The organism is Kitasatospora sp. NPDC096204 (genome assembly GCF_044763205.1).
GTDB lineage: Bacteria > Actinomycetota > Actinomycetes > Streptomycetales > Streptomycetaceae > Kitasatospora.
Window position 1 is genome coordinate 104,415 of sequence record NZ_JBIWFT010000008.1, and the last position, 21,542, is coordinate 125,956.

22 protein-coding genes are annotated in these 21,542 nt (G+C 74.5%); 17 read left to right on the top strand and 5 right to left on the bottom strand.

The genetic code is table 11. The annotated features are described in order from the left end of the window. Positions 1 to 110: 110 nt before the first annotated feature. From tatA to ACIQ87_RS11235, 10 genes are all read left to right on the top strand, one after another. Positions 111 to 416: a Sec-independent protein translocase subunit TatA gene (gene tatA, locus ACIQ87_RS11190; protein WP_402404855.1), complete on the top strand. Its 306-nt coding sequence runs from the start codon at positions 111 to 113 to the stop codon at positions 414 to 416. A gap of 127 nt (positions 417 to 543) precedes the next feature. Continuing rightward, positions 544 to 1,437, top strand: coding sequence for a twin-arginine translocase subunit TatC (tatC, locus tag ACIQ87_RS11195; protein WP_402404858.1), 894 nt, complete (start codon positions 544 to 546; stop codon positions 1,435 to 1,437). A gap of 159 nt (positions 1,438 to 1,596) precedes the next feature. Continuing rightward, positions 1,597 to 2,817 (top strand): NAD(P)/FAD-dependent oxidoreductase, encoded by a 1,221-nt coding sequence (locus ACIQ87_RS11200; RefSeq protein ID WP_402404861.1) that lies wholly within the window; start codon positions 1,597 to 1,599, stop codon positions 2,815 to 2,817. 73 nt (positions 2,818 to 2,890) lie between these two features. Beyond that, positions 2,891 to 3,208 carry a (2Fe-2S)-binding protein gene (locus ACIQ87_RS11205; protein ID WP_355250421.1) on the top strand — a complete coding sequence of 106 codons (318 nt, stop codon included), beginning with the start codon at positions 2,891 to 2,893 and terminating at the stop codon, positions 3,206 to 3,208. Then, entirely contained in the window at positions 3,189 to 4,589 is a 1,401-nt protein-coding gene (locus ACIQ87_RS11210; RefSeq protein ID WP_402404864.1) for an NAD(P)/FAD-dependent oxidoreductase, read from the top strand. The genes ACIQ87_RS11205 and ACIQ87_RS11210 overlap by 20 nt, the downstream gene beginning before the upstream one ends. 131 nt (positions 4,590 to 4,720) lie before the next feature. Beyond that, a complete protein-coding gene (locus ACIQ87_RS11215) occupies positions 4,721 to 5,584 on the top strand; it encodes a dihydrodipicolinate synthase family protein (protein WP_402405141.1) in 864 nt (287 codons plus the stop codon). A 104-nt stretch (positions 5,585 to 5,688) separates the two neighbouring features. Then, positions 5,689 to 6,693, top strand: coding sequence for a proline racemase family protein (locus tag ACIQ87_RS11220; protein WP_402404867.1), 1,005 nt, complete (start codon positions 5,689 to 5,691; stop codon positions 6,691 to 6,693). A gap of 49 nt (positions 6,694 to 6,742) precedes the next feature. After that, a complete protein-coding gene (locus ACIQ87_RS11225) occupies positions 6,743 to 8,098 on the top strand; it encodes an aldehyde dehydrogenase family protein (protein WP_402404870.1) in 1,356 nt (451 codons plus the stop codon). Further along, on the top strand, positions 8,098 to 9,126 hold the full coding sequence (locus ACIQ87_RS11230; RefSeq protein ID WP_402404873.1) for a proline racemase family protein: 1,029 nt from the start codon (positions 8,098 to 8,100) through the stop codon (positions 9,124 to 9,126). The genes ACIQ87_RS11225 and ACIQ87_RS11230 overlap by 1 nt, the downstream gene beginning before the upstream one ends. Continuing rightward, on the top strand, positions 9,123 to 10,055 hold the full coding sequence (locus ACIQ87_RS11235; protein WP_402404875.1) for an ornithine cyclodeaminase family protein: 933 nt from the start codon (positions 9,123 to 9,125) through the stop codon (positions 10,053 to 10,055). Before ACIQ87_RS11230 ends, ACIQ87_RS11235 begins: the two co-directional genes overlap by 4 nt. A gap of 4 nt (positions 10,056 to 10,059) precedes the next feature. Here ACIQ87_RS11235 and ACIQ87_RS11240 read toward each other — a convergent pair whose 3' ends face one another. Both ACIQ87_RS11240 and ACIQ87_RS11245 read right to left on the bottom strand, forming a co-directional pair. Beyond that, positions 10,060 to 10,389, bottom strand: a complete 330-nt coding sequence (locus ACIQ87_RS11240; RefSeq protein WP_402404878.1) for a hypothetical protein — start codon at positions 10,387 to 10,389, stop codon at positions 10,060 to 10,062. A gap of 179 nt (positions 10,390 to 10,568) precedes the next feature. After that, complete coding sequence (locus ACIQ87_RS11245; RefSeq protein WP_402404881.1) at positions 10,569 to 11,204, bottom strand: TetR/AcrR family transcriptional regulator; 636 nt, start codon at positions 11,202 to 11,204, stop codon at positions 10,569 to 10,571. A 120-nt stretch (positions 11,205 to 11,324) separates the two neighbouring features. Here ACIQ87_RS11245 and ACIQ87_RS11250 point away from each other — a divergent pair, with 120 nt between their 5' ends. The 3 genes from ACIQ87_RS11250 (at position 11,325) to ACIQ87_RS11260 (ending at position 13,355) form a co-directional block, all read left to right on the top strand. After that, entirely contained in the window at positions 11,325 to 12,206 is an 882-nt protein-coding gene (locus tag ACIQ87_RS11250; RefSeq protein WP_402404884.1) for an NAD(P)-dependent oxidoreductase, read from the top strand. A 204-nt stretch (positions 12,207 to 12,410) separates the two neighbouring features. Then, positions 12,411 to 13,121: a GntR family transcriptional regulator gene (locus ACIQ87_RS11255; RefSeq protein ID WP_402404886.1), complete on the top strand. Its 711-nt coding sequence runs from the start codon at positions 12,411 to 12,413 to the stop codon at positions 13,119 to 13,121. 48 nt (positions 13,122 to 13,169) lie between these two features. After that, positions 13,170 to 13,355 (top strand): hypothetical protein, encoded by a 186-nt coding sequence (locus ACIQ87_RS11260; protein WP_402404889.1) that lies wholly within the window; start codon positions 13,170 to 13,172, stop codon positions 13,353 to 13,355. Between the two features lies 1 nt (position 13,356). On the opposite strand, the gene ACIQ87_RS11265 is transcribed toward ACIQ87_RS11260, so the two are convergent. Next, positions 13,357 to 14,040: an ABC transporter ATP-binding protein gene (locus ACIQ87_RS11265; protein WP_402404892.1), complete on the bottom strand. Its 684-nt coding sequence runs from the start codon at positions 14,038 to 14,040 to the stop codon at positions 13,357 to 13,359. Continuing rightward, a complete protein-coding gene (locus ACIQ87_RS11270) occupies positions 14,037 to 15,113 on the bottom strand; it encodes an ABC transporter permease (RefSeq protein ID WP_402404895.1) in 1,077 nt (358 codons plus the stop codon). The genes ACIQ87_RS11265 and ACIQ87_RS11270 overlap by 4 nt, the downstream gene beginning before the upstream one ends. 163 nt (positions 15,114 to 15,276) lie before the next feature. Here ACIQ87_RS11270 and ACIQ87_RS11275 point away from each other — a divergent pair, with 163 nt between their 5' ends. From ACIQ87_RS11275 to ACIQ87_RS11285, 3 genes are read left to right on the top strand one after another with little or no spacing between them, the layout of a single operon-like run. After that, positions 15,277 to 16,482 (top strand): sensor histidine kinase, encoded by a 1,206-nt coding sequence (locus ACIQ87_RS11275; RefSeq protein WP_402404898.1) that lies wholly within the window; start codon positions 15,277 to 15,279, stop codon positions 16,480 to 16,482. Beyond that, complete coding sequence (locus ACIQ87_RS11280; RefSeq protein ID WP_402404900.1) at positions 16,479 to 17,105, top strand: response regulator; 627 nt, start codon at positions 16,479 to 16,481, stop codon at positions 17,103 to 17,105. The genes ACIQ87_RS11275 and ACIQ87_RS11280 overlap by 4 nt, the downstream gene beginning before the upstream one ends. 48 nt (positions 17,106 to 17,153) lie before the next feature. After that, the gene (locus tag ACIQ87_RS11285; protein WP_402404903.1) at positions 17,154 to 18,176 is read left to right on the top strand and encodes a nitronate monooxygenase; all 1,023 of its coding nucleotides are present in this window, start codon (positions 17,154 to 17,156) and stop codon (positions 18,174 to 18,176) included. 3 nt (positions 18,177 to 18,179) lie between these two features. On the opposite strand, the gene ACIQ87_RS11290 is transcribed toward ACIQ87_RS11285, so the two are convergent. After that, the gene (locus ACIQ87_RS11290) at positions 18,180 to 19,631 is read right to left on the bottom strand and encodes an aminopeptidase P family protein (protein ID WP_402404906.1); all 1,452 of its coding nucleotides are present in this window, start codon (positions 19,629 to 19,631) and stop codon (positions 18,180 to 18,182) included. 160 nt (positions 19,632 to 19,791) lie between these two features. Between ACIQ87_RS11290 and ACIQ87_RS11295 the strand changes: the two genes are divergently transcribed. Beyond that, on the top strand, positions 19,792 to 21,540 hold the full coding sequence (locus ACIQ87_RS11295) for an ABC transporter substrate-binding protein (RefSeq protein ID WP_402404909.1): 1,749 nt from the start codon (positions 19,792 to 19,794) through the stop codon (positions 21,538 to 21,540). Positions 21,541 to 21,542 lie beyond the last annotated feature (2 nt).

Genomic DNA, 21,542 nt, shown 5'->3' on the forward strand with positions numbered 1-21,542 from the left:
TTCCGGGGGCCGCTGTCCTGTTCGGGCGGCCGTCGTCGTGGCGTCATCCGCAGCGGTTACCATCCGCAGCGGACGGCCCGTCGGGCCGCCATGACTGAAGGTGGTCGCGCATGCGCATCTCGATGACCGCGATCGTGGTGATCGTGGTTCTCGCCATCGTGCTGTTCGGAGCCAAGCGGCTGCCGGACCTGGCGCGCTCGCTGGGCAAGTCGATGCGGATCCTGAAGAGCGAGGCGCAGGCGATGCGTTCGGACGGCGAGTCCGAGCAGCCGGCCCAGCCCGCTCCCGCTCCGGCTCCGGTCGACGGTGGTGCGGGCAAGACCGTCCGGTCCGCCCCGGGCGCGGCGGCCACGGCCCGTCCGGTGAACGAGTCCGCCGCCGGGGCCTCCGCGCCCGACGGCGACCGCCCGCACTGAGCGCGGCGCACGTGACGTACGCGACTTCGGAGGCCCGTCGACCGGCGGGCCCCCACGCACGAGTTGAGGACCGGGGTTGAGCAAGCTCTCCAAGGCGCCGAAGGCGTCAAAGGATCCTGAGGGGCGGATGGCCCTCGCCGACCACCTGCGGGAACTGCGCAACCGCGTGGTCAAGTCGGTCCTGGCGATCGTGGTGATCACCATCGTGGCGGCGATCTACCACAAGCAGCTCGAGGACCTGCTGCTGAAGCCGCTGCCGCAGTGCAACACCCCGGAGCTGGCCAAGCACTACCACGGCAAGTGCGCCCAGGTCTCCAACATCGGTCTGACCGCCGGTTTCACCTGGATGCTCAAGGTGGCCCTGACGGCCGGTGTGGTCGCGACCGTGCCGATCTGGCTCTACCAGGTCTGGGCCTTCGTGGCGCCCGGCCTGCACAAGCACGAGAAGAAGTACACGGTCGTCTTCCTGCTCTGCGGGACGCCGCTCTTCCTGGCCGGTGTGGCCGTGGCCATCCTGGTGCTGCCGACCACGATCGACGTGCTGATCTCGTTCACCCCGAACAACACCACGCCGATCCTGCCGCCCGAGGACTACTTCGACATCGCCACCAGGATGGTGCTGGTCTTCGGTCTGGCCTTCGAGTTCCCGCTGCTGCTGGTGATGCTGAACGTCATCGGCATGGTCACCGGCAAGCGGCTGCTGGGCTGGTGGCGCGGCATGGTCATGGGCATCACGGTGTTCGCGGCCTTCGCCACGCCGAGTGCCGACCCGCTGAGCATGCTGGCGCTGGCCGCGCCGATCTGGGGGCTGTACTTCATCGCGGTGGCGATCGCCCTCTTCAACGACAAGCGGAAGGCGCGCCGCAACCCGGACGCGGGGCTGGACGACGAGGAGGCCTCGCACCTGGACCTCTCGGTGCAGCCGGTGGCCGGTGCGGAGTCCGTCGAGGCCTCGGCGGCCCCGGCGGCCGGCACGGCGGTGCCGGCGTCCCGCCGCGAGGAGATGGACGACATCACCTGAGCCGCCCGAGCCGGTAGGCCCTGAGGGAGCCCCGGTCCGCCGCTCTGCCGAGCGGTGGGCCGGGGCTCCTCGGCGTTCGGGACTTTCCGCTGGTCGGGGGCGCTCCCGGTTTCGGGCGGCGGGCTTGGCAGCTCTCATGGCATGTGACATATTACTGACGTGCTGAAGACCGAGAGACCTCCCCTGGACGTCGTCGTGGTCGGCGCCGGTGTGGTCGGCGCCGCCTGCGCCTACTACGCCGCCCGCGCCGGGCTCGCCGTCGCCGTCGTGGACCGCGGCCCGGTGGCCGGCGGCACCACCGGCGCGGGCGAGGGCAACCTGCTGGTCTCCGACAAGGAACCCGGCCCCGAACTCGACCTCGCCCTGCTCAGCACCCGGCTCTGGCGCGAACTCGCCGAGCGGCTCGGCCCGGCCGTCGAGTACGAGCCCAAGGGCGGCGTGGTGGTCGCCTCCACCGCCGCCGGACAGGACGCGCTGCGGGCCTTCGCCGCCGGGCAGCGGGCCGTCGGGGTCGAGGCCGAGGAGGTGCCCGGCGAGCGGCTGCGCGAGCTGGAGCCGCACCTGGCCGAGGGCCTGGCCGGCGGCTTCCACTACCCGCAGGACGCCCAGGTCCAGCCCGCCCTCGCCGCCGCCCACCTGCTGCGCGAGGCCCGCCGGATGGGCGCCCGGCTGATCACCGGGGAGAGCGTCACCGCCATCGACCGGGGCCCGGACGGCGCCGTGCGCGGCGTGCGGACCGACCGGCGCGGCCTGGCCGCCGGTGCCGTGGTGAACGCGGCCGGCACCTGGGGCGGCGAGCTGGCCGCACTGGCCGGGGTGCACCTGCCGGTGCTGCCCCGGCGCGGCTTCGTGCTGGTCACCGAGCCGCTGCCGCGGGTCGTGCGGCACAAGGTCTACGCGGCCGACTACGTCGCCAACGTGGCCAGCGGATCCGCCGGGCTGGAGACCTCCGCCGTGATCGAGGGCACCCCGGGCGGGCCGGTGCTGATCGGCGCCAGCCGGGAGCGGGTCGGCTTCGACCGCACGCTCTCCCAGGAGGTGCTGAGCCGGCTCGCCGCCCAGGCCGCCGCGCTGTTCCCGGTGCTCGCCGGAGTCACCGTGATGCGCACCTACCGGGGCTTCCGCCCGTACCTGCCGGACCACCTGCCGGCCATCGGGGCGGACCCCAGGGTGCCCGGGCTGTACCACGCCTGCGGGCACGAGGGGGCCGGCATCGGGCTGGCCCCGGCGACCGGTCTGCTGATCAGCGAGCAGCTCACCGGCAAGCGGCCGGAGCTGGACGTCGCGCCGTTCCGGGCGGACCGGTTCCTGCCGAGTGGCAGCCCCGCCGAGGACAGCCCCGCCGAAGGCAGCCCCGCCGAGGACAGCCCGGCCGGGTGACGGCCCGGCCGGGCGACCACCGGCCCCGCGACCGCCAGACATGAGATTCCGTCCAGGATTGGAGAAGCCGCCGATGCGCCGCCGCACCCCCGCCGGGCTGGTCGAGGCCGAGCCAGGGCCCGCCCACCACATCGAGTTCGACGGGCGGCCCGTCCCCGCGCTGCCCGGGCAGTCGATCGCCGCCGCGCTCTGGGCCGACGGCGTGCTCGCCTGGCGCACCACCCGGGTCGGCGGCAGGCCGCGCGGGGCGTTCTGCGGGATCGGCGCCTGCTTCGACTGCCTGGCCACCGTCGACGGCCGCCCCAACCAGCGCACCTGCCTGCTCCCCGCCGAGCCCGGCACCACCGTCACCACCCAGGAGGGCCACGGCCGTGCCGACCTCGCCGTCTGAGACCTTCGACCTCGTCGTGGTGGGCGCCGGCCCGGCCGGGCTGGCCGCCGCCGTCACCGCCGCCGACCTCGGGCTGCGCTGCGCCCTGCTGGACGGCGGACAGAGCACCGGCGGGCAGTACTACCGCCACCCGGCGCCCGGCCTCGGCGCGGCCCGCCCCGACCGGCTGCACCACCACTGGTCCGCCTACACCGGTCTGGCCGGCCGGCTCGACGCGCACGAGCGCGCCGGGCGGGCCGCCTTCCTGGCCGGGCACCATGTCTGGGCGCTGGAGCGCACCGGCGACGGCTTCGCGGCGCACGTCACCCGCGGGCCGGAGAGCACCGACCGGGCCACCGTCCGGTCCCGGTCGGTGCTGCTCGCCACCGGCGCGTACGAGCGGCAGCTGCCGTTCCCCGGCTGGACCCTGCCCGGGGTGGTCACCGCGGGCGGCGCCCAGGCCATGCTCAAGGCCGGGCTGGTGCTGCCCGGGAAGCGGATCGTGGTGGCCGGCAGCGGCCCGCTGCTGCTCGCGGCCGCCTCCTCGCTGGTCACCGCCGGGGCCGAGGTGCCCGCCGTGGTCGAGGCCACCGCCTACCTCGGGTACGTGCGGCGCCCCGATGTGCTGGCGGGCGTCCCCGGCAAGCTGGTCGAGGGCGCCGGGCACGGTGGCGCGCTGCTGCGGCACGGCGTGCGGCTGCGCCCGCGCAGCGCGGTGGTCGAGGCGCACGGGACGGACCGGGTCACCGGCGTCACGGTGGCCCGGCTGGACGCCGACTGGCGGCCGGTGCCCGGCACCGGGCGGCGGATCGACTGCGACGCGCTCGCCGTCGGCCACGGCCTGCTGCCGCAGATCGACCTGGCCACCGAGCTGGGCGCGCGGACCGTGACCGGGCCGGACGGCGCCGTCGCGCTGGAGGTCGACGCCCGGCTGCGCACCAGCGTGCCCGGCCTCTGGTCGGCGGGGGAGACCAACGGCGTCGGCGGCGCGGACCTCGCGCTCGCCGAGGGCGAGCTGGCCGCCCACGCGGTGGCCGGGGAGCTGCCCGCGGCCGCGCTGCTGCGCCGCCGCTCGCGGCTGCGGGCCTTCGCCGGCCTGATGGCCGCCGCCCACCGGCCGGGGCCCGGCTGGACCGGCTGGCTGAGCCCGGACACCGACGTGTGCCGGTGCGAGGAGGTGCCGGTCGCGGCGATCCGGGAGGCCGTCGACGAGCTGGGCGCGGGCGATCCGCGCACCGTCAAGCTGCTCACCCGGGCCGGGATGGGCTGGTGCCAGGGCCGGATGTGCGGTCCGGCCGTGGCTTGCCTGGCCGGTTCGGGTGAGCCGGGGCCGGACCGGCGGCCACTGGGTTGTCCGGTGCCGCTCTCCCAGTTGGCCGCCGGGCCCGCGCCCGAGGCGTAACCGGTCCGCCGCCGAACGGTGGGCCGGGGACCTTGTCTCCGGCCTGCCCGCTCTAGTAAAATGTCACACCTCATCAAGGAGCTCATGTGTCCACCACCCAGCACGACACCACCCGTCCCTGGCGCGGCATCATGGTCGCCACCACGCTTCCGCTGCGCCCGGACCACTCCGTCGACTACGACGCCTACGCCGAGCACGTCCGCTGGCTGATCGACTCCGGCTGCGAGGGCGTCGTCCCCAACGGCTCGCTGGGCGAGTACCAGACGCTCACCGCCGAGGAGCGCGCCAAGGTCGTCGAGGTCGCCGTCGAGGCGGCCGGCGACGGCTCCCGGGTCATGCCCGGCGTGGCCGCCTACGGCAGCGCCGAGTCCCGCCGCTGGGCCGAGCAGGCCGCCGAGGCCGGCGCCGGCTCCGTCCTGCTGCTGCCGCCGAACGCCTACCGGGCCGACCACGCCTCGGTGCGGGCCCACTACGCCGAGGTCGCCAAGGCCGGCCTGCCGATCGTGGCGTACAACAACCCGATCGACACCAAGGTCGACCTCGTCCCCTCGCTGCTCGCCCAGCTGCACGCCGAGGGCTCGATCGTCGCCGTCAAGGAGTTCAGCGGCGACGTCCGCCGGGCCTACGAGATCGCCGAGCTGGCCCCCGGGCTGGACCTGCTGATCGGCGCCGACGACGTGCTGCTGGAGCTGGCGCTCGCGGGCGCGGTCGGCTGGATCGCCGGCTACCCGAACGCCCTGCCGGCCGCGTCGGTGGCGCTCTACGACGCCGCCGTCTCCAAGGACCTGGAGAACGCGCTGCCGCTCTACAAGTCGCTGCACTCGCTGCTGCGCTGGGACTCCAAGACCGAGTTCGTCCAGGCCATCAAGCTCTCCATGGACATCGCCGGGCGTCCCGGCGGCCCGGTCCGCGCCCCGCGCCAGCCGCTCACCCCCGAGATCGAGGCGGCCGTCCGCGCGGCCACCGAGAAGGCGCTGGCCGACGGCCTGGTCTGATCCCCCCGCCCGGACGATTCCGGGCCCCGGGCCTCCGGGCCGGCTGCGGCGGCAGCCGGCCCGGCCCACCCCCACCATCCGAACCTGTACGGGAGTTGTGACCCATGCGGAGCCGTCACGTGTTCCACGCCGTCGACTCGCACACCGAGGGCATGCCGACCCGGGTGATCACCGGCGGCTTCGGCGTCATCCCCGGCGCCACCATGGCCGAGCGCCGGGTGCACTTCCAGCAGCACCTGGACCACTTCCGCACCCTGCTGATGTACGAGCCGCGCGGCCACGCGGCGATGAGCGGCGCGATCCTCCAGCCGCCGACCCGCCCGGACGCCGACTTCGGGGTGCTCTACATCGAGGTCTCCGGGCTGCTGCCGATGTGCGGGCACGGCACCATCGGGGTCGCCACCGTGCTGGTCGAGACGGGGATGGTCCCGGTGGTCGAGCCGGTCACCACCGTGCGGCTGGACACCCCGGCCGGGCTGGTGGTCGCCGAGGTGCGCGTCGAGGACGGCGCCGCCAAGGCGGTGACCATCCGCAACGTGCCCTCCTACTCCGTCGCCCTGGACCGCAAGATCGAGGTGCCCGGCTACGGCACGGTGAACTACGACCTCGCGTACGGCGGCAACTTCTACGCCATCCTGCCGCTCGCCGAGTTCGGACTGCCCTTCGAGCGCGAGCGCAAGCAGGAGATCCTGGACGCCGGCCTGGCGATGATGGACGCGATCAACGCGAGCCCGGACAAGCCGGTGCACCCGGAGAACCCGTCCATCCACAGCTGCCACCACGTCCAGCTGCTCGCCCCCGGCTCCACCGCCGAGCACTCCCGGCACGCGATGGCCATCCACCCCGGCTGGTTCGACCGCTCGCCCTGCGGCACCGGCACCTCGGCGCGGATGGCCCAGCTGCACGCGCGCGGCGAACTGCCGCTCGGACGGGACTTCCGCAACGACTCCTTCATCGGGACCACCTTCACCGGGCGGCTGGTCGAGGAGACCGAGGTGGCCGGACGGCCCGCCGTGGTGCCCACCGTCACCGGGCGGGCCTGGGTCACCGGCACCGCCCAGTACTTCCTCGACCCGAGCGACCCGTTCCCGGCGGGCTTCCTGCTCTGACCCCACCTACCTCCTTCGTCCCCGTACCTCCCTCGAAGGGCTGCTGGCTGTGACCATCACCTCGTACAACCCCGCCGACCCGGACGACCTCGTCGTCGCCGTCGAGGAGCCCGGCGCCGAGGCCGTGCGGGCCGCCGTCGGGCGGGCCCGGGCGGCGCAGGGCGACTGGCTCGCCGCCGGGGCGGGCGCCCGGTCGGCGGCGCTCGGCCGGATCGCGGACGCCGTGGAGGCGCACGCCCACGAGCTGGCCGCGCTGATCGTGCGCGAGGTCGGCAAGCCGTCGGCCGAGGCGCTCGGCGAGGTCGCCCGCACCGCGGCGATCTGGCGCTACTACGCGCAGGCCCCGTACGCGCCCTCCGGGGCCGTGCACGAGCCCGCCGCCGGGCCCGGGCTGCTGCTCACCCGGCGCCGCCCGTACGGCGTGGCCGGGCTGATCACGCCGTGGAACTTCCCGCTGGCGATCCCGACCTGGAAGGCCGCGCCGGCCCTCGCCGTCGGCAACGCGGTGGTGCTCAAGCCGGCGCCCGAGGCGACCGCCTGCGCGCTGCGGCTGGCGGAGCTGGCCGGGCTGCCCGAGGACGTGTTCACCGTGCTGCCCGGCGGGGCGGAGGAGGGCGCGGCGCTGGTCGACGCCGTGGACGTGGTCTCCTTCACCGGCTCGACCGGCGTCGGCCGGGCCGTGGTGCGGGCCGCGACCGAGCGCGGGGTGCCGGTGCAGGCCGAACTCGGCGGGCTGAACGCCGCGCTGGTGCTGCCGGACGCCGACATCGCGCAGGCCGCCGGGCACATCGCCGCGGCCATCGCCGGGTACGCCGGGCAGAAGTGCACCGCCACCAGCCGGGTGATCGCGGTCGGCGCCGCGTACGAGCCGCTGCGCGAGGCGCTGGTCAAGGCGCTGGCGGCGGTCGACGACGCGGTCTGCGGGCCGGTGATCAACGCCGCGGCCAGGGAGCGGCTGACCGGGGCCGTCGCCTCGGCGGTCGAGTCCGGGGCCGTCGTCCTGGCGGGCGGCGGGGTGCCCGAGCGGGCCGGCTGGTATGTCGAGCCGACCCTGCTCGCCGAGGTGCCGGCCGAACACCCGCTGGCGCGCGAGGAGTTCTTCGGCCCGGTCGCGGTGCTGCACGCCGCGGCCGACCTGGACGAGGCCATCGCGCTGGCCAACGACACCCCGCACAGCCTCTCCACCTCCGTGCACACCCGCGGCCTGGACGTGGCGCTGGCCGCCGCCGACCGGCTGGACGCGGGCATGATCCGGGTCAACGCCCCGTCCAGCGGCGTCGACTTCCACCTGCCCTTCGGCGGGGCCAAGGGCGCGAGCCACGGCGACCGCGAGCAGGGGCAGGCGGCCCTGGACTTCTACACCGTCAGCCGGACCGTCAGCGTGCTGCCGGGCGGTGGCGCCTGATGTTCGTCCGCACCGTCGACTACCACACGGCCGGCGAGCCGTTCCGGATCGTGCTGGACGGCGTGCCGCCGATCCCCGGCGACAGCGTCGCCGAGCGCCGCGCCATCGCGATCGGCTCGGGCGGCAGCGCGACCTCCCCCCGGCCGAGCGCGCTGGACGACGTCCGGCAGCTGCTCAGCCGGGAACCCCGCGGCCACGCCGGGATGTACGGCGGCTTCCTGGTGCCGCCGGACGACGACGAGGCGCACCTGGGCGTGCTGTTCTGGCACAAGGACGGCTACTCCACCGCCTGCGGGCACGGCACCATCGCGCTCGGCGCCTGGGCGGTGGACTCCGGGCTCGTCCCGGCCCCCGCCGACGGCGTGGCGCGGGTGCGGATCGACGTGCCGTCCGGCCGGGTCACCGCCCTGGTGCACCGGAGCGGCGGGCGGACCACCGGGGTGACCTTCCGCAACGTGCCCAGCCGGGTGACCGCGCTGAAGCTGCCGGTGGAGACCTCGCGCGGCACCGTGGAGGTCGCCGTCGCGCACTCCGGCGCCTGCTACGCCTCGGTGCCGGCCGCCGCCCTCGGGCTCGCCGTGGAACCGGCCCAGCTGCCCGAACTCACCGCCGTGGGGCGGGAGATCAGGGCGGCGCTGGCCGATGCCCAGGCGGTCGCGCACCCGACGGACCCCCGGCTTTCGGGCGTGTACGGGGTGGTGCTGTACGACGAACTCCCCTCGGCGGACGGAGTGTTGAACCAGCGGAACGTCACCGTCTTCGCCGACGGCCAGATCGACCGCTCGCCCTGCGGCTCCGGCACCTCCGCCCGGCTCGCGGTGCTCGCCGCCGAGGGCCGGCTGGCCCCCGGCGAGCCGCTGCGGCACGAGTCGATCATCGGCACGGTCTTCACCGGCCGCTTCCTCGCGGGCGGCGACCCGCACGGCGAGGGCGTGGTCACCGAGGTCGGCGGGACGGCCCACCGCACCGGCGAGCACGGCTTCGTCCTGGAGCCGGGCGACGAACTGGGAGCGGGGTTCCTGCTGTGAGCCCGACCGCACTGCCCGGTACGGCCGTCGTGCCGCTCCGGTACGCCGTGGCGGGCACCGGCGGGGTCGGGCCCGCCGAGGCGGTGGAGGCGATCGAGCGGGTGCTGCTGGACGGGTTCGACCCGGAGGCGGCACCCGCCCGGTCGGCCGTACCCGTCCCCGCCGGGGAACTGCTGCTGATGCCGGCCGCCGCCGGGCCGTACGCCGGAGTGAAGATCGCCGGGGTCGCGCCCGCCAATCCCGAGCGGGGGCTGCCCCGGATCACCGGCAGCTACCTGCTGCTGGACGGGCCCACCCTGCAGCCGCTCGCCCTGCTGGACGGTGCCGCGCTCACCGCGCTGCGCACGCCCGCCGTCACCGCGGCCGCGCTGCGCCGGCTGGCCGTGCCGGAGGCCGAACACCTGGTGCTGTTCGGCTCCGGGCCGCAGGCGTACGGACACCTGGACGCCCTGCTCGCCGTCCGCCCGCTGCGCCGGCTCACCGTGGTGGCGCGCAACGCCGAACGGGCGCAGGCCCTGGCGGAGTACGGGCGGGGGCTCGGACTGGCGGCCGAGGTCGGCGGCCCGCGGGCGGTCCGCGACGCGGACCTGGTGGTCTGCTGCACCACCGCGCGCACCCCGCTGTTCGACGGCGCCCTGGTGCCGGCGCACGCGGCGGTGGCGGCGGTCGGCTCGCACGAGCCGGACGCCCGGGAGGTGGACGAGCTGCTGGTCCGGCGGGCCGAGCTGTACGTGGAGGCGCGCGGCGTCGCGGCCCGGGAGGCCGGGGACCTGCTGATGGCGGGCGTGTCCGGGCGGCAGCTGTGGAACCTCGCCGAGCTGGTGCGCGGCGACGCGCTGGTGCCGGACGGGCGGCCGCGGTTCTTCAAGAGCGTCGGGATGGCCTGGCAGGACCTGGCCGTCGCGGCGGAGGTGCACCGGCGGCAGTAGCCGCTCAGTCTCCGTGGAAGGCCAGCCAACTCCCCGGGATGGCTGTGCAGTTGGCGAGCAGGTTGCGCAGGTCGCGGACGGCCGCCCGCTGCTCCTCGGTGGTGCAGCGGGCGAGCAGTGCGGTGGCCTCCTCGAAGGCGGCGCCGGCGTCCTGCTCGTTGAACAGGGTGTCGCCGTACGGGTCGATCCGGCCGAGCCGGTGGTGCGCCGGATCGGTGTGCCGGGCCAGGGCGATGGTGAGGGCCTCGCCGGGGCTCGAAAGGTGCAGCATCCGGGGGCGGGTGCGGCGGCCGTCGTTCGGGCGGCCGTCGTACAGCGCCATGTCGATTCCCAAGTCCGTTACTCCTGTCGGTGGTCGGGAGTTGTGGAACCGGAGCCGGCGCAGCGGGAAGGGATCCCCCGCTGCGCCGGCTCCTCGCGTTTTCCCGGCCGGGTTCGCTGCTGCGGTCTCCCGGTCTCCCGCTGCCTCGGTACCCCGGTGCCTCGGTGCCCCGCTGCCTCGGTGCCCCGGTGTCAGGCCCGGTCGTCGGCGTAGGCGGTGACCAGCCGGGCCAGGTGCTTGCCGGTGACCAGCAACGGCTCCTCGCTGCGGGCGACCTGGGCGGCGAGCTCGGCGCCCTCCAGGGCGCTGATCACCGTGCCGGCCAGCTCGCGGGCGTCCTCCTCGCCGATGCCGGCGGCGCGCAGCCGGTCCGTCACGAGGGCCCGCCAGTTGGCGAAGGCCTCGGCGACCGCCTCCTCGATCACCGGCACCCGGCCGATCGTCTCCAGGGCGGTGCTGGTGATCGGGCAGCCGTCCTGCCAGTCGGACTCGCGCAGTTCGGTGGCGAGCAGCCGGGTGCAGGAGGTCATCGCGGTGCCCAGGTCCGGCGAGGAGCCGAGCCCGGCGCGCAGCAGGACGGCGAACTCCTCGTCGCCGTGCCGGATCGCCTCGGCGGCCAGCTCCTGCTTGCCGCCGGGGAAGAAGTGGTAGACGGAGCCGAGGGTGGCCTCGGCCTCGCGGGAGATCTGCTTGATCCCGGTGCCCTCGTACCCCTGGCGCTGCAGCAGCCGGGCGGTGGACCGGACGATCCGCTCGCGGGTGCCGGGTTTCGCCCCGGTCTTCGGGCCGGTCCCGGTCTTCGCGTCGGCTCTCTCGGGCGTCTTCACGCCGCGATCCTAGCCGAGATTCTGAGTAGAGCGTTCGTTCCAGTCCTGTGCTAGCGTCGGCCCGGCGCTCTGAATAGAGCGTTCGTTCCAGAAGGTTTGGTCCAGTGGAGGGGAAGACTCATGTCCGTTGAGCGGCAGTCGAAGCGGTCCGTGACGGTGATCGGGCTCGGTCCGATGGGGCAGGCCATGGCCGGGGCGTACCTGGACGCCGGGTACGACGTCACGGTGTGGAACCGCACGGCCGCGCGGGCCGGGGAACTCGTCGCCCGGGGCGCGCGGTTGGCGCCCGGCGCCGAGGCGGCGGTGGCGGCGAACGAACTGGTGGTGCTCAGCCTCACCGACTACGACGCGGTGTTCGAGGTGCTGGAGTCGGTCGAGCCGGCACTGCGCGGGAAGGTCGTCGCCAACCTCAGCTCCGACACCCCCGGGCGGGCCCGCGAGGCCGCCCGCCGGCTGGCCGAGCACGGCGCCGTCCACCTGACCGGAGGGGTGCAGGTGCCGCCGTCGGGCATCGGCAGCCCCGGGTCGTCCACCTTCTACAGTGGCCCGGTCGAGCCGTTCCGGCGGCACCGGGCCGCCCTGGAGGTGCTCACCGGGGCCGACTACCGGGGCGACGACCCCGGGCTGGCGCAGCTGTACTACCAGATCCAGATGGACCTGTTCTGGACCTCGATGGTCGGCTACCTGCACGCCACGGCGATCGCCGAGGCCAACGGGATCCCGGCCGAGGAGTTCCTTCCGTACCTGAACTCGACCGCCGCCTCGATGCCCGGCTTCCAGGCGTTCTACGCGCCGCGGATCACCGCCGGGGACCACCGCGGGGACGTCGACCGGCTGGCGATGGCGCTGGCGAGCATCGAGCACGTCCGGCACACCGCGGAGGCCTCCGGAGTGGACGGCGCGCTGCCGGCCGTCCTGGCGGAGGCGGTTCGGCGGGGCGTCGAGGCCGGGAACGGCGCGGCGAGCCTGAGCACGCTGGTGGGGCAGTTCCGTCGGGCGTAGCCCTCCGTGCGGGCCCGGAGGCGGGCCCGAAGATCGTGTGCCGTCGGCCGTTGTCACGGCCGGCGGCCGCTGCCACCATGGCTTTCGGGGGTACGAGGGGGCGTCGCGGCGGGCCCGTGAAGGGTGTTCGAATCACTGGCTGTTGCGCACGCAACGTAACGTGACATTGTACGCTGGTGTTCTGCACCCACCCGGAGGAACACCATGGCCGACCTCAAATCCCGCACCCTGATCTCCGTACAGGAGCGGCTTCGCGACCAGGTCGCCCACGCACTCCGGGCGGCCCTGATCTCCGGCGAGCTGCGCCCCGGCGTGGTCTACTCCGCGCCCGCGCTCGCCGCCGATTTCGGCGTCTCCGCGACCCCGGTCCGCGAGGCCATGCTCGACCTCGCCCGCGAGGGCCTGGTCGAGGCCGTCCGCAACAAGGGCTTCCGGGTCACCGAGCTGACCGACCGCGACCTCGACGACTTCACCGAGATCCGCGCCCTGATCGAGGTCCCGACCGTCGGCCGGGTGGCCCGCACCGCCACCGAGGAGCAGCTGGAGCGGCTGCGCCCGCAGGCCGAGGCGATCGTCGCGGCGGCCCGCAAGCACGACCTGATCGGCTACCTGGAGGCCGACCGCCAGTTCCACCTGGACCTCCTGGGCCTGGCCGGCAACACCCGGCTGGTCGAGGTCGTCGGCGACCTGCGCAAGCGCTCGCGCCTGTACGGCCTCAACCGGCTCGACGAGCGCGGCGAGCTGGTCTCCTCGGCCCAGGAGCACCTGGAGCTGCTGGACCTGCTGCTGGCCGGTGACTCGGCCGGGGCGGAGGCCTGCATGACCCGCCACCTCAGCCACGTCCGCTCCCTGTGGGCCGGCGAGGAGAAGCCCGCCGAGCCGGAGCCCTCGGCCCTGCGGCTGCGGTCCCGGTAGGGGCCGAACCGCTCGTTCGGGTGAGGAGCGAGGATCGGGCGTCGGGAGATGCCCGGGTTCTACGATGATGCTCTCGACATCGGCAGCCAGGAGGTCATGGCCCTGACCGACCCGCGGGACGGCGAGTACCGCGTGCACGCCGTCCACCACCCCGGGCAGTCGTTCATCCTGCCGGAGTCGATCGGAGCGTCGGTGACGCTCTCGGTGGACGACGTGCTGACGGCCAAGAACTAGGTCAGACCGCCGCCGCGGGCAGGGTCAGCCTGCCGTCGTGGACCTCGGCGATCTGGTCGACGGCCGTCAGGTGGGTGCGGTCGTGGGTGACCAGGACGGTGGCGGTGGCCCGGCGGTGGGTGAGGTCGGTAATCAGGTCGAGGACGGCGGCGCCGCGTTCGTGGTCGAGGGCGCTGGTGGGTTCGTCCACCAGGAGCACCGTGGGGTCGTTCATCAGCGCGCGGGCGATGTTGACCCGCTGGCGCTGGCCGCCGGAGAGCTGGTGGGGGCGGCGGGCGGCCTGGTCGCGCAGGCCGACGGCGTCCAGGAGTTCCAGGGCGCGGGGCAGGGCGCTGCGCGGGGAGCGGCCGTCGAGGTGGGCCATCACCTGCAGCTGCTCCGCGGCGGTGAGCGAGGGCAGCAGGTTGGCCTGCTGGAAGACGATGCCGATCCTGCTGCGGCGCAGCGCGGTGAGGTCCGCCCGGCTGAGGCCCGTGGTGTCGGTGCCGTCGATGACGACCTGCCCGGAGTCCGGGCTGATCAGGGTGGCGGCCACCGCCAGCAGGCTGGACTTGCCGGAGCCGGAGGGGCCGACGACGGCGGTGAGCGAGCCCTTGGGGACGGTCAGCGAGACCTCGTCGAGGGCGGTCAGCCGGCCGTCGCCGTCCGGGTAGGTCAGGGTGATGCGGTCGAGTACGAGGCTCATCGGGCGCTCCCCAGGGCGGTCAGCGGGTCGACGGAGGTGATCCGGCGGATGGACAGGGCCGCGCCGATCGCGCCGAGGGCGATCATGACGCCGGCGGGCAGCAGGACGGTCGGGGCGTCCAGCACGAAGGGGACGGCGGAGCCGATCAGCGCGCCGAAGCCGGAGGCGATCGCGGTGCCCAGCAGGGTGCCGAGCACCAGCAGCAGGACGGCCTGGCCGAGGGCGTCGCGCAGCAGGTAGCGGGTGGAGGCGCCGAGGGCCTTGAGGACGGCGATGTCGCCGCTGCGCTGGATCGTCCAGACGGTGAAGAACGCGCCGATCACCAGGGCGGAGATGGCGAACAGGAAGCCGCGCATCAGCTGGAGGGAGCCGTTCTCCGAGGTGTAGGAGCCGATCGCGGCGAGGGCGTCGTCGCGGGTGTGGGTCTCGGTGCCGTGGCGGGCGTCGGCGGTGGCCAGGTCGGCGCCCTTCGCCGTGTCGAGCGCGATGACGGTGGCGTGGCCGGCGCCGCCGGGGGCGAACTGCTGCCAGTCGGTGAGGCTGGTCCAGATCACCGGGGTGTGGCTGTACGCGGCGTCGCCCTCGACGGCGGCGACCCGCAGCGGGTGCCCGGCCAGGGTGAACCCGGCGCCGGCGGTGAGGCCGCCCAGGTTCTCCGCGGCGGTCTTGGACAGCACGGCCTGGCCGGCGGCGATCCGGCCGCCCTGCGGGGCGAGGCCGGAGCCCTCCGGGACGCCGAAGGCGGACAGTGCGGCGGTGCGCTGCCCGGCGGCGGCCTTGGTGGTGGTGATGCCGAGCGGCTGGGCGGAGGTGACGCCGGGCTCGCGGGCCCAGGCCTGCCACTGTTCGGGGGTGACCTGGGAGTCGGTGAAGGAGAGTTTCTGCCCGTCGGCGGGCTTGCCGAAGACCAGGTGGTCGGCGGGCAGGCCGGTGATGGCGGAGATGTTCTGCCGGCCGAGCCCGGCGGTCAGCCCGGACAGCAGGCCGACCAGGACGGTGATCAGCACGATGACGGTCCCCATCAGGGCGAACCGCCCCTTGGCGAACCTCAGGTCCCTCCAGGCGACGAACACGTTGGGCCTTCCTCTGCGCGGGTGTTTTCGACCCTTCCACCGTCCCGGACGGCGGGGCCTCGGGGCATCGCGCCGGGGATTGCATCCTGGGCATCAAAGGGAAGACGCCGAGTTCAACCTTTTGATTGATGCCGGACCGATGGTGCCGACTTAGGCTGGACGGATGGCGACCGAACGATCCAGAACCACCCCCGTCGCCCGCGTCCTCCAGGTCTGCCTGCACCTGCTCGTGGCGGGCCTGCTCCTGCTCGCCGTCACCCGGGCCGTCTTCGTCGACCGGGGCGGCGATCCCGCGGCCGTCGCCGCGGCGGCCACCGCGATGGCGGCCGTCTACACCGTCGGGCCGCAGCTGGCCGCCGTGCGCCGGTCGCGCCGGGCCGCCGCGCTCTGGCTGGTGCTGCTCGGCGTCACCTGGGCGGGTGTGCTGATCGCCACCCAGGACGGGGTCTGGCTGGCCTTCCCGCTGTACTTCCTGGAGCTGCACCTGCTCGGGCGGCGCGGCGGGCTGGTCGCCGTCGGGCTGACCGCCGCCGCGTCGATCGCCGCGTGGTCCTGGCACCAGCACAGCTTCAGCTTCGCCGCCACGATCGGGCCCGCGCTCGGCGCGGCCGTCGCCACCGCGACCGTGCTCGGCTACCAGGCGCTGTACCGGGAGAGCGAGGAGCGGCGCCGGCTGATCGACGACCTCACCGCCGCCCGCGCCGACGCCGCCGCCGCGCACCACGCGGCCGGGGTGCTGGCCGAGCGCGAGCGGCTCGCCCGGGAGATCCACGACACCCTCGCGCAGAGCCTCAGCTCCATCCAGCTGCTGCTGCGGGCCGCCCAGCGGGCCCTGCCGGAGCGCACCGAGGCCGCCGCCGGGTACGTCGAGCAGGCGCGCCAGGCCGCGCAGGACAACCTGGACGAGGCCCGCAGGTTCGTCCGGGCGCTCACCCCGCCCGCGCTGGACGGCGATCCGCTGCCGGTCGCGCTGGAGCGGCTGTGCGCGACGACGACGGCGCACGGCACGCTGCCCGTCCACCTGCACGTCTCCGGCGACCCGGTCCGGCTGCCGGCCGCACAGGAGGTCGCGCTGCTGCGGATCGCGCAGTCGGCGCTCGGCAACACCGTCCGGCACGCGGAGGCGACCCGCGCCGAGGTGACACTCAGCTACATGGAGGGCGAGGTGGCGTTGGACGTGGTCGACGACGGGGCCGGTTTCGATCCGGCGGCGGTCGCGGGCCGCACCAGTGAGGAGGGCGGCTTCGGGCTGCCCTCGATGCGGGCCCGGGCGCGGGCGCTCGGCGGCAGCTTCACGGTGGAGTCGGTGCCCGGCGAGGGCACGGCCGTGGCGGTGCAGCTGCCGGTCACCGCGGAGGCCGCCTCGTGATCGGGCTGCTCATCGCGGACGACCACCCGGTGGTGCGGGCCGGACTGCGGGCGGTGCTGGAGTCCGAGCCGGACTTCGCCATCGTCGCGGAGGCGGCCACCGCCGAGCGGGCCGTCGAGCTGGCCGCGGAGCCGGGCGTGGACGTGGTGCTGATGGACCTCCAGTTCGGGCCGGGGTCGGCGATGAACGGGGCGCAGGCCACCGCGGCGATCACCGCCAGGCCGGGCGCGCCCCGGGTCCTGGTGGTCACCACGTACGACACCGACGCGGACACCCTGCCGGCCCTGGAGGCCGGCGCCACCGGCTACCTGCTGAAGGACGCGCCGCCGGAGGAGCTGGCCCAGGCCGTACGGGCCGCCGCGGCCGGGCGCAGCGCGCTGGCGCCCAGCGTCGCGGACCGGCTGCTGGAGCGGATGCGGACGCCGGCGGCGGCGCTCAGCGCCCGAGAGACCGAGGTGCTGGGGCTGGTCGCGGACGGGCTGGCCAACCAGGGGATCAGCCAGCGGCTGCACCTGAGCCAGGCCACGGTGAAGTCCCATCTGGTGCACATCTACACCAAGTTGGGGGTGGACTCGCGTACGGCGGCGGTGCGCGAGGCGCGCCGGCGGGGGCTGATCCGCTGAGCGTAGGGTGGGAGCGGTCCGTGCCCGCCCGCAGTGTGAGGAGACCCGATGGCCGTCGGTATCCATGACCTCGCCGTCCCCGTGATCGCCGCCCCGATGGCGGGCGGGCCCTCGACGCCCGAGCTGGTGGCGGCGGTGAACCGGGCCGGCGGGCTGGGATTCCTGGCCGCCGGGATGAAGAGCGCCGCCGGGATGTCCGAACAGATCGCCGCGGTACGGAAGGCCGGCGACCGGCCGTTCGGGGTGAACCTCTTCGTGCCGGGCCCGCCCGGGGACCGGGCGGCCGTCGCCGCCTACCGGGAGCGGCTGCGGCCCGAGGCCGAGCGGTGGGACGTGACGCTGCCGGAGGAGGCCGAGCCGGACCGGGACGACTGGGAGGCCAAGCTCGCCGCGCTGGTCGCGGACCCGGTGCCGGTGGTCTCGTACACCTTCGGGCTGCCGACGGCCGAGGAGGCGGCGGCGCTGCGGGCGGTCGGGACGACCCAGGTCGGCACCGTCACCACGCCGCAGGAGGCGCGGGCGGCGGAGGCCGTCGGGATGGACGTGCTGTGCGTGCAGGGCCCGGAGGCGGGCGGCCACCGGGGCACCCACCGGGTGGCGGACGTGCCGGGGGACCTGCCGCTGCTCCGACTGCTGCCCGCCGTACGGGAGGTGACGGCGCTGCCGCTGGTCGCCGCGGGCGGGCTCGGTGACGGTCCGGCCGTCGCGGCGGCCCTGCGGGCGGGGGCGGTGGCGGTGCAACTGGGTACGGCGCTGCTGCGCTCCGACGAGTCCGGTGCCCCGGCCGCCCACCGGGCCGCGCTCGTCGAACTCCCGGAGACGGCCGTCACCCGGGCCTTCACCGGCCGTCCCGCCCGCGGTCTGCGCAACGCCTTCATCGACCGCTACGGCCCCTACGCCCCGCCCGCCTATCCCGAGGTCAACCGCCTCACCACCCCCATCCGCGCCGCCGCCGCCCGCCGCGGCGACACCGCCGCGATGCACCTCTGGGCCGGCACGGCCCACCTCCTCGCCCGCACCGGCCCCGCGGAGGCGATCGTCACCGAGCTGTGGCGCGCGGCGCGGGGATAGTCCTCAGCTCAGCAGGTCGGCCATCCAGGACTCGACGGCGTCGGCGGTGCGGGGGAGGGCGCCGGACATCAGGTGCGCGCCGTCGGCGGTGATGACCAGGTCGTCCTCGATGCGGATGCCGAGGCCGCGGAGTTCGGCGGGGAGGGTCTCGTCGTCGGGCTGGAGGTAGAGGCCGGGTTCGACGGTGAGGACCATGCCCTCCTCCAGGGTGCCGTCCAGGTAGCGGTCGGCGCGGGACTTGGCGCAGTCGTGGTAGTCGAGGCCGAGCATGTGGCCGCTGCCGCAGAGGGTGTAGCGGCGGTAGAGGCCGTTGTCCTCGGCGAGGGCCTCCTCGGCGGAGACGGGCAGGACGCCCCAGTCGGCGAGGCCTTCGGCGATGACGCGCATGGCGGCGCGGTGGAAGTCGCGGAACCGCGCTCCCGGGCGCAGGGCGGCGATGCCGGCGCTCTGGGCGGCGAGGACGAGGTCGTAGGCCTGGCGCTGGACCGGGGTGAAGGTGCCGCTGAGCGGGAGGGTGCGGGTGATGTCGGCGGCGTAGAGGGTGTCGGTCTCGACGCCCGCGTCCAGCAGCAGCAGGGAGTTCGGGTCGAGGGCGCCGTCGTTGCGGATCCAGTGCAGCACGCAGGCGTGGGCGCCGGAGGCGGCGATGGTGGTGTACGAGGTGCCGTTGCCCTCGGCGCGGGCGCGCAGGTCGAAGACGCCCTCGATCCAGCGTTCGCCGCGGTGGTGGCGCAGGGCGGTGGGCAGGGCGCGGACGACGTCCTCGAAGCCGGTGGTGGTGTGGTCGACGGCCAGTTGCAGCTGGCCGATCTCCCAGGCGTCCTTGACCAGGCGCAACTCGGAGAGGACGGCGGCCAGTTCGCCGTCGCGGAGTCCGTCGTCCGGCCGTCCGGTGGCCTCGTCGACCAGCGGGTCGGTGCCGGCCAGCACTCGGGTGGGCGGCTGGGGGCCGGTGAGCAGCTTGCCGAGGTCGTCGAGGTGTTCGGTGCGCACCCCGGTGAGCCGGGCCGCCTCGGCGAGGTCGGGCCGGGAGCCGACCCAGAACTCGCCGTAGCGGCGGTCGCGGTAGAACTCGCCGCCGGAGCGGGGGGAGCGCGGGCGCAGGTAGAGGATCGGCTCGTGGCCCTCGGGGCCGGCCGGTTCGAGGACGAGGACGTGGTCGGCCTGGTCCTCGCCGGTGAGGCCGGTGAGCCAGACGTACGCGCTGTGCGGGCGGAAGCGGTAGTCGAGGTCGTTGCAGCGGACCTTGAGCCGGCCGGCCGGGACGATCAGCCGCTCGCCGGGGAAGGCGGCGGAGAGCCGGGTGCGGCGGCCGGGGAAGCGGTCGTAGCCGGGGACGCGCCGGTCGGCGGGGAGGGGGGTGGCGGACCAGCTGGTGGCCATGAACGAGGCGAGCGCGGGGGAGACCGGGAGGTCGTGGCTCCCGGTGTTGAGGCCGGTCGTGGGGAAGGTCACCGGTGAACTCCTAGACGGGGCTGGGGAGATGCGGGCACGGACACAGCTCGGTAACGGAGGGCGTCACCTCTTGTGCAGTGCAATTTCACATTACTATGTTACGGGTCACACAGCGCAGCCGGCCAGATCGCGGATCGGGCCCCCCACAGCGGAGTTGCACATGACCAGGCGCACCCACGCCGCCCTCGCGGCGGCCCTCGCGGCGACCCTCACCCTCGGCCTCGGGGCCTGCTCCAACGACAAGAGCGACAGCGGCGCCGACGCCGCCCCCTCCGACAGCAAGGGCCCGGGCGCCGCGTCCGGCTCGGTCATCGGCGGCACCCCCGTCAAGGGCGGCACCCTGACCGTCCTGACCAACCAGGACTTCGCCCACCTCGACCCGGCCCGCAGCTGGGTGGTGCCGCACATGGACTTCGGCACCCGGCTGATCTACCGCACCCTGACCACCTTCAAGGCCGAGCCGGGCCCGGCGGGCAGTGAGATCGTCCCGGACCTCGCCACCGACCTCGGCAAGTCCTCCGAGGGCGGCAAGGTGTGGACCTTCACCCTCAAGGACGGCCTCAAGTACGAGGACGGCTCGCCGATCAAGTCCGCCGACATCAAGTACAACGTCGAGCGCTCCTTCTCCCCGGACCTCACCGGCGGCCCCGACTACGCGATCCAGTACCTGGCCGGCGGCGAGAGCTACAAGGGCCCGCTGGGCGGCGAGCACCTGGCCAGCATCGAGACCCCGGACGACAAGACGATCGTCTTCCACCTGAAGCGCCCGGTCGCCGAGTTCTCCTCCACCGTCTCGCTGCCGACCTTCTCCCCGGTGCCGCAGTCCCAGGAGAAGGGCACCCAGTACGACGCCCGGCCGTTCTCCTCCGGTCCGTACAAGATCGAGACCTACGACCGCGGCAAGCAGCTGGTGCTGGTCCGCAACACCAACTGGGACCCGGCCACCGACACCGTCCGCAAGGCCTACCCGGACAAGGTCGTGGTCACCGAGGGCATCAAGGGCGGCCAGGCCGACGACCGGATCATCGCCAGCGACGGCGCCGACGCCAACGCGATCAACATGCCGTGGATGGCGCACGAGACCGTCGCCAAGGTGCTGCCCAAGCCGGACGTCAAGGCCCGCATGGCCGCCGAGGTCACCGGCTGCACCGACATGCTGTACATGAACACCGCCAAGGCCCCCTTCGACGACCCGAAGGTGCGCGAGGCGATGATGTGGGCGGTCGACCGCGAGGGGCAGGTGACGGCCTTCGGCGGCCCGGCGATGGCCGACGTGGCGACCTCCTACCTGCCGCCCTCGCTGACCGGCGGCGTCAAGTCCGACCCGCTGAAGGTCCCGGTGGCCGGTGACCCGGAGAAGGCCAAGAAGCTGCTCCAGGAGGCGGGCAAGAGCGACCTCAAGGTCTCGCTCACCGTCTCGCTCGGCGACAAGAGCCGTGCCGAGGCGATCCAGCAGTCGCTGTCCAAGGCCGGCGTCCAGGTCACCATCAACACCACCGACCCGTCCGCCTTCCAGGACACCGTCGGCGACATCAAGAACGCCCCCGACCTGACCATCAGCGGCTGGTGTCCCGACTACCCCTCCGGTGCGACCTTCCTGCCGTTCCAGTTCGACGGCCGCACCATCAAGGAGAAGGGCAACCAGGGCAACCTGAGCCAGTTCAAGGACCAGGCCACGATGGACCGGATGGACCAGATCGCGGCCATGACGGACGTCAACGAGGCCAACAAGGCCTGGCAGCAGCTGGACCAGGACCTGGCGAAGAAGGCCCCGGCCGTCCCGCTGATCTGGCAGCGCCGCCCGCTGCTGGTCGGCACCAACGTGGCCGGCGCCTTCGGCAACCAGGGCTACGCCGGAATGCTCGACCTGGGTGCCATCGGCCTCAAGGACCCCGCCAAGGGCAAGTGAGG

Bases quoted from the DNA above. Each gene is read 5' to 3' on its own strand.
- tatA (WP_402404855.1), top strand. From the start codon at position 111: ATGCGCATCTCGATGACCGCGATCGTGGTGATCGTGGTTCTCGCCATC.
- tatC (WP_402404858.1), top strand. From the start codon at position 544: ATGGCCCTCGCCGACCACCTGCGGGAACTGCGCAACCGCGTGGTCAAG.
- ACIQ87_RS11205 (WP_355250421.1), top strand. From the start codon at position 2,891: ATGCGCCGCCGCACCCCCGCCGGGCTGGTCGAGGCCGAGCCAGGGCCC.
- ACIQ87_RS11215 (WP_402405141.1), top strand. From the start codon at position 4,721: ATGGTCGCCACCACGCTTCCGCTGCGCCCGGACCACTCCGTCGACTAC.
- ACIQ87_RS11220 (WP_402404867.1), top strand. From the start codon at position 5,689: ATGCGGAGCCGTCACGTGTTCCACGCCGTCGACTCGCACACCGAGGGC.
- ACIQ87_RS11230 (WP_402404873.1), top strand. From the start codon at position 8,098: ATGTTCGTCCGCACCGTCGACTACCACACGGCCGGCGAGCCGTTCCGG.
- ACIQ87_RS11250 (WP_402404884.1), top strand. From the start codon at position 11,325: ATGTCCGTTGAGCGGCAGTCGAAGCGGTCCGTGACGGTGATCGGGCTC.
- ACIQ87_RS11255 (WP_402404886.1), top strand. From the start codon at position 12,411: ATGGCCGACCTCAAATCCCGCACCCTGATCTCCGTACAGGAGCGGCTT.
- ACIQ87_RS11260 (WP_402404889.1), top strand. From the start codon at position 13,170: ATGCCCGGGTTCTACGATGATGCTCTCGACATCGGCAGCCAGGAGGTC.
- ACIQ87_RS11265 (WP_402404892.1), bottom strand. From the start codon at position 14,040: ATGAGCCTCGTACTCGACCGCATCACCCTGACCTACCCGGACGGCGAC.
- ACIQ87_RS11275 (WP_402404898.1), top strand. From the start codon at position 15,277: ATGGCGACCGAACGATCCAGAACCACCCCCGTCGCCCGCGTCCTCCAG.
- ACIQ87_RS11285 (WP_402404903.1), top strand. From the start codon at position 17,154: ATGGCCGTCGGTATCCATGACCTCGCCGTCCCCGTGATCGCCGCCCCG.
- ACIQ87_RS11295 (WP_402404909.1), top strand. From the start codon at position 19,792: ATGACCAGGCGCACCCACGCCGCCCTCGCGGCGGCCCTCGCGGCGACC.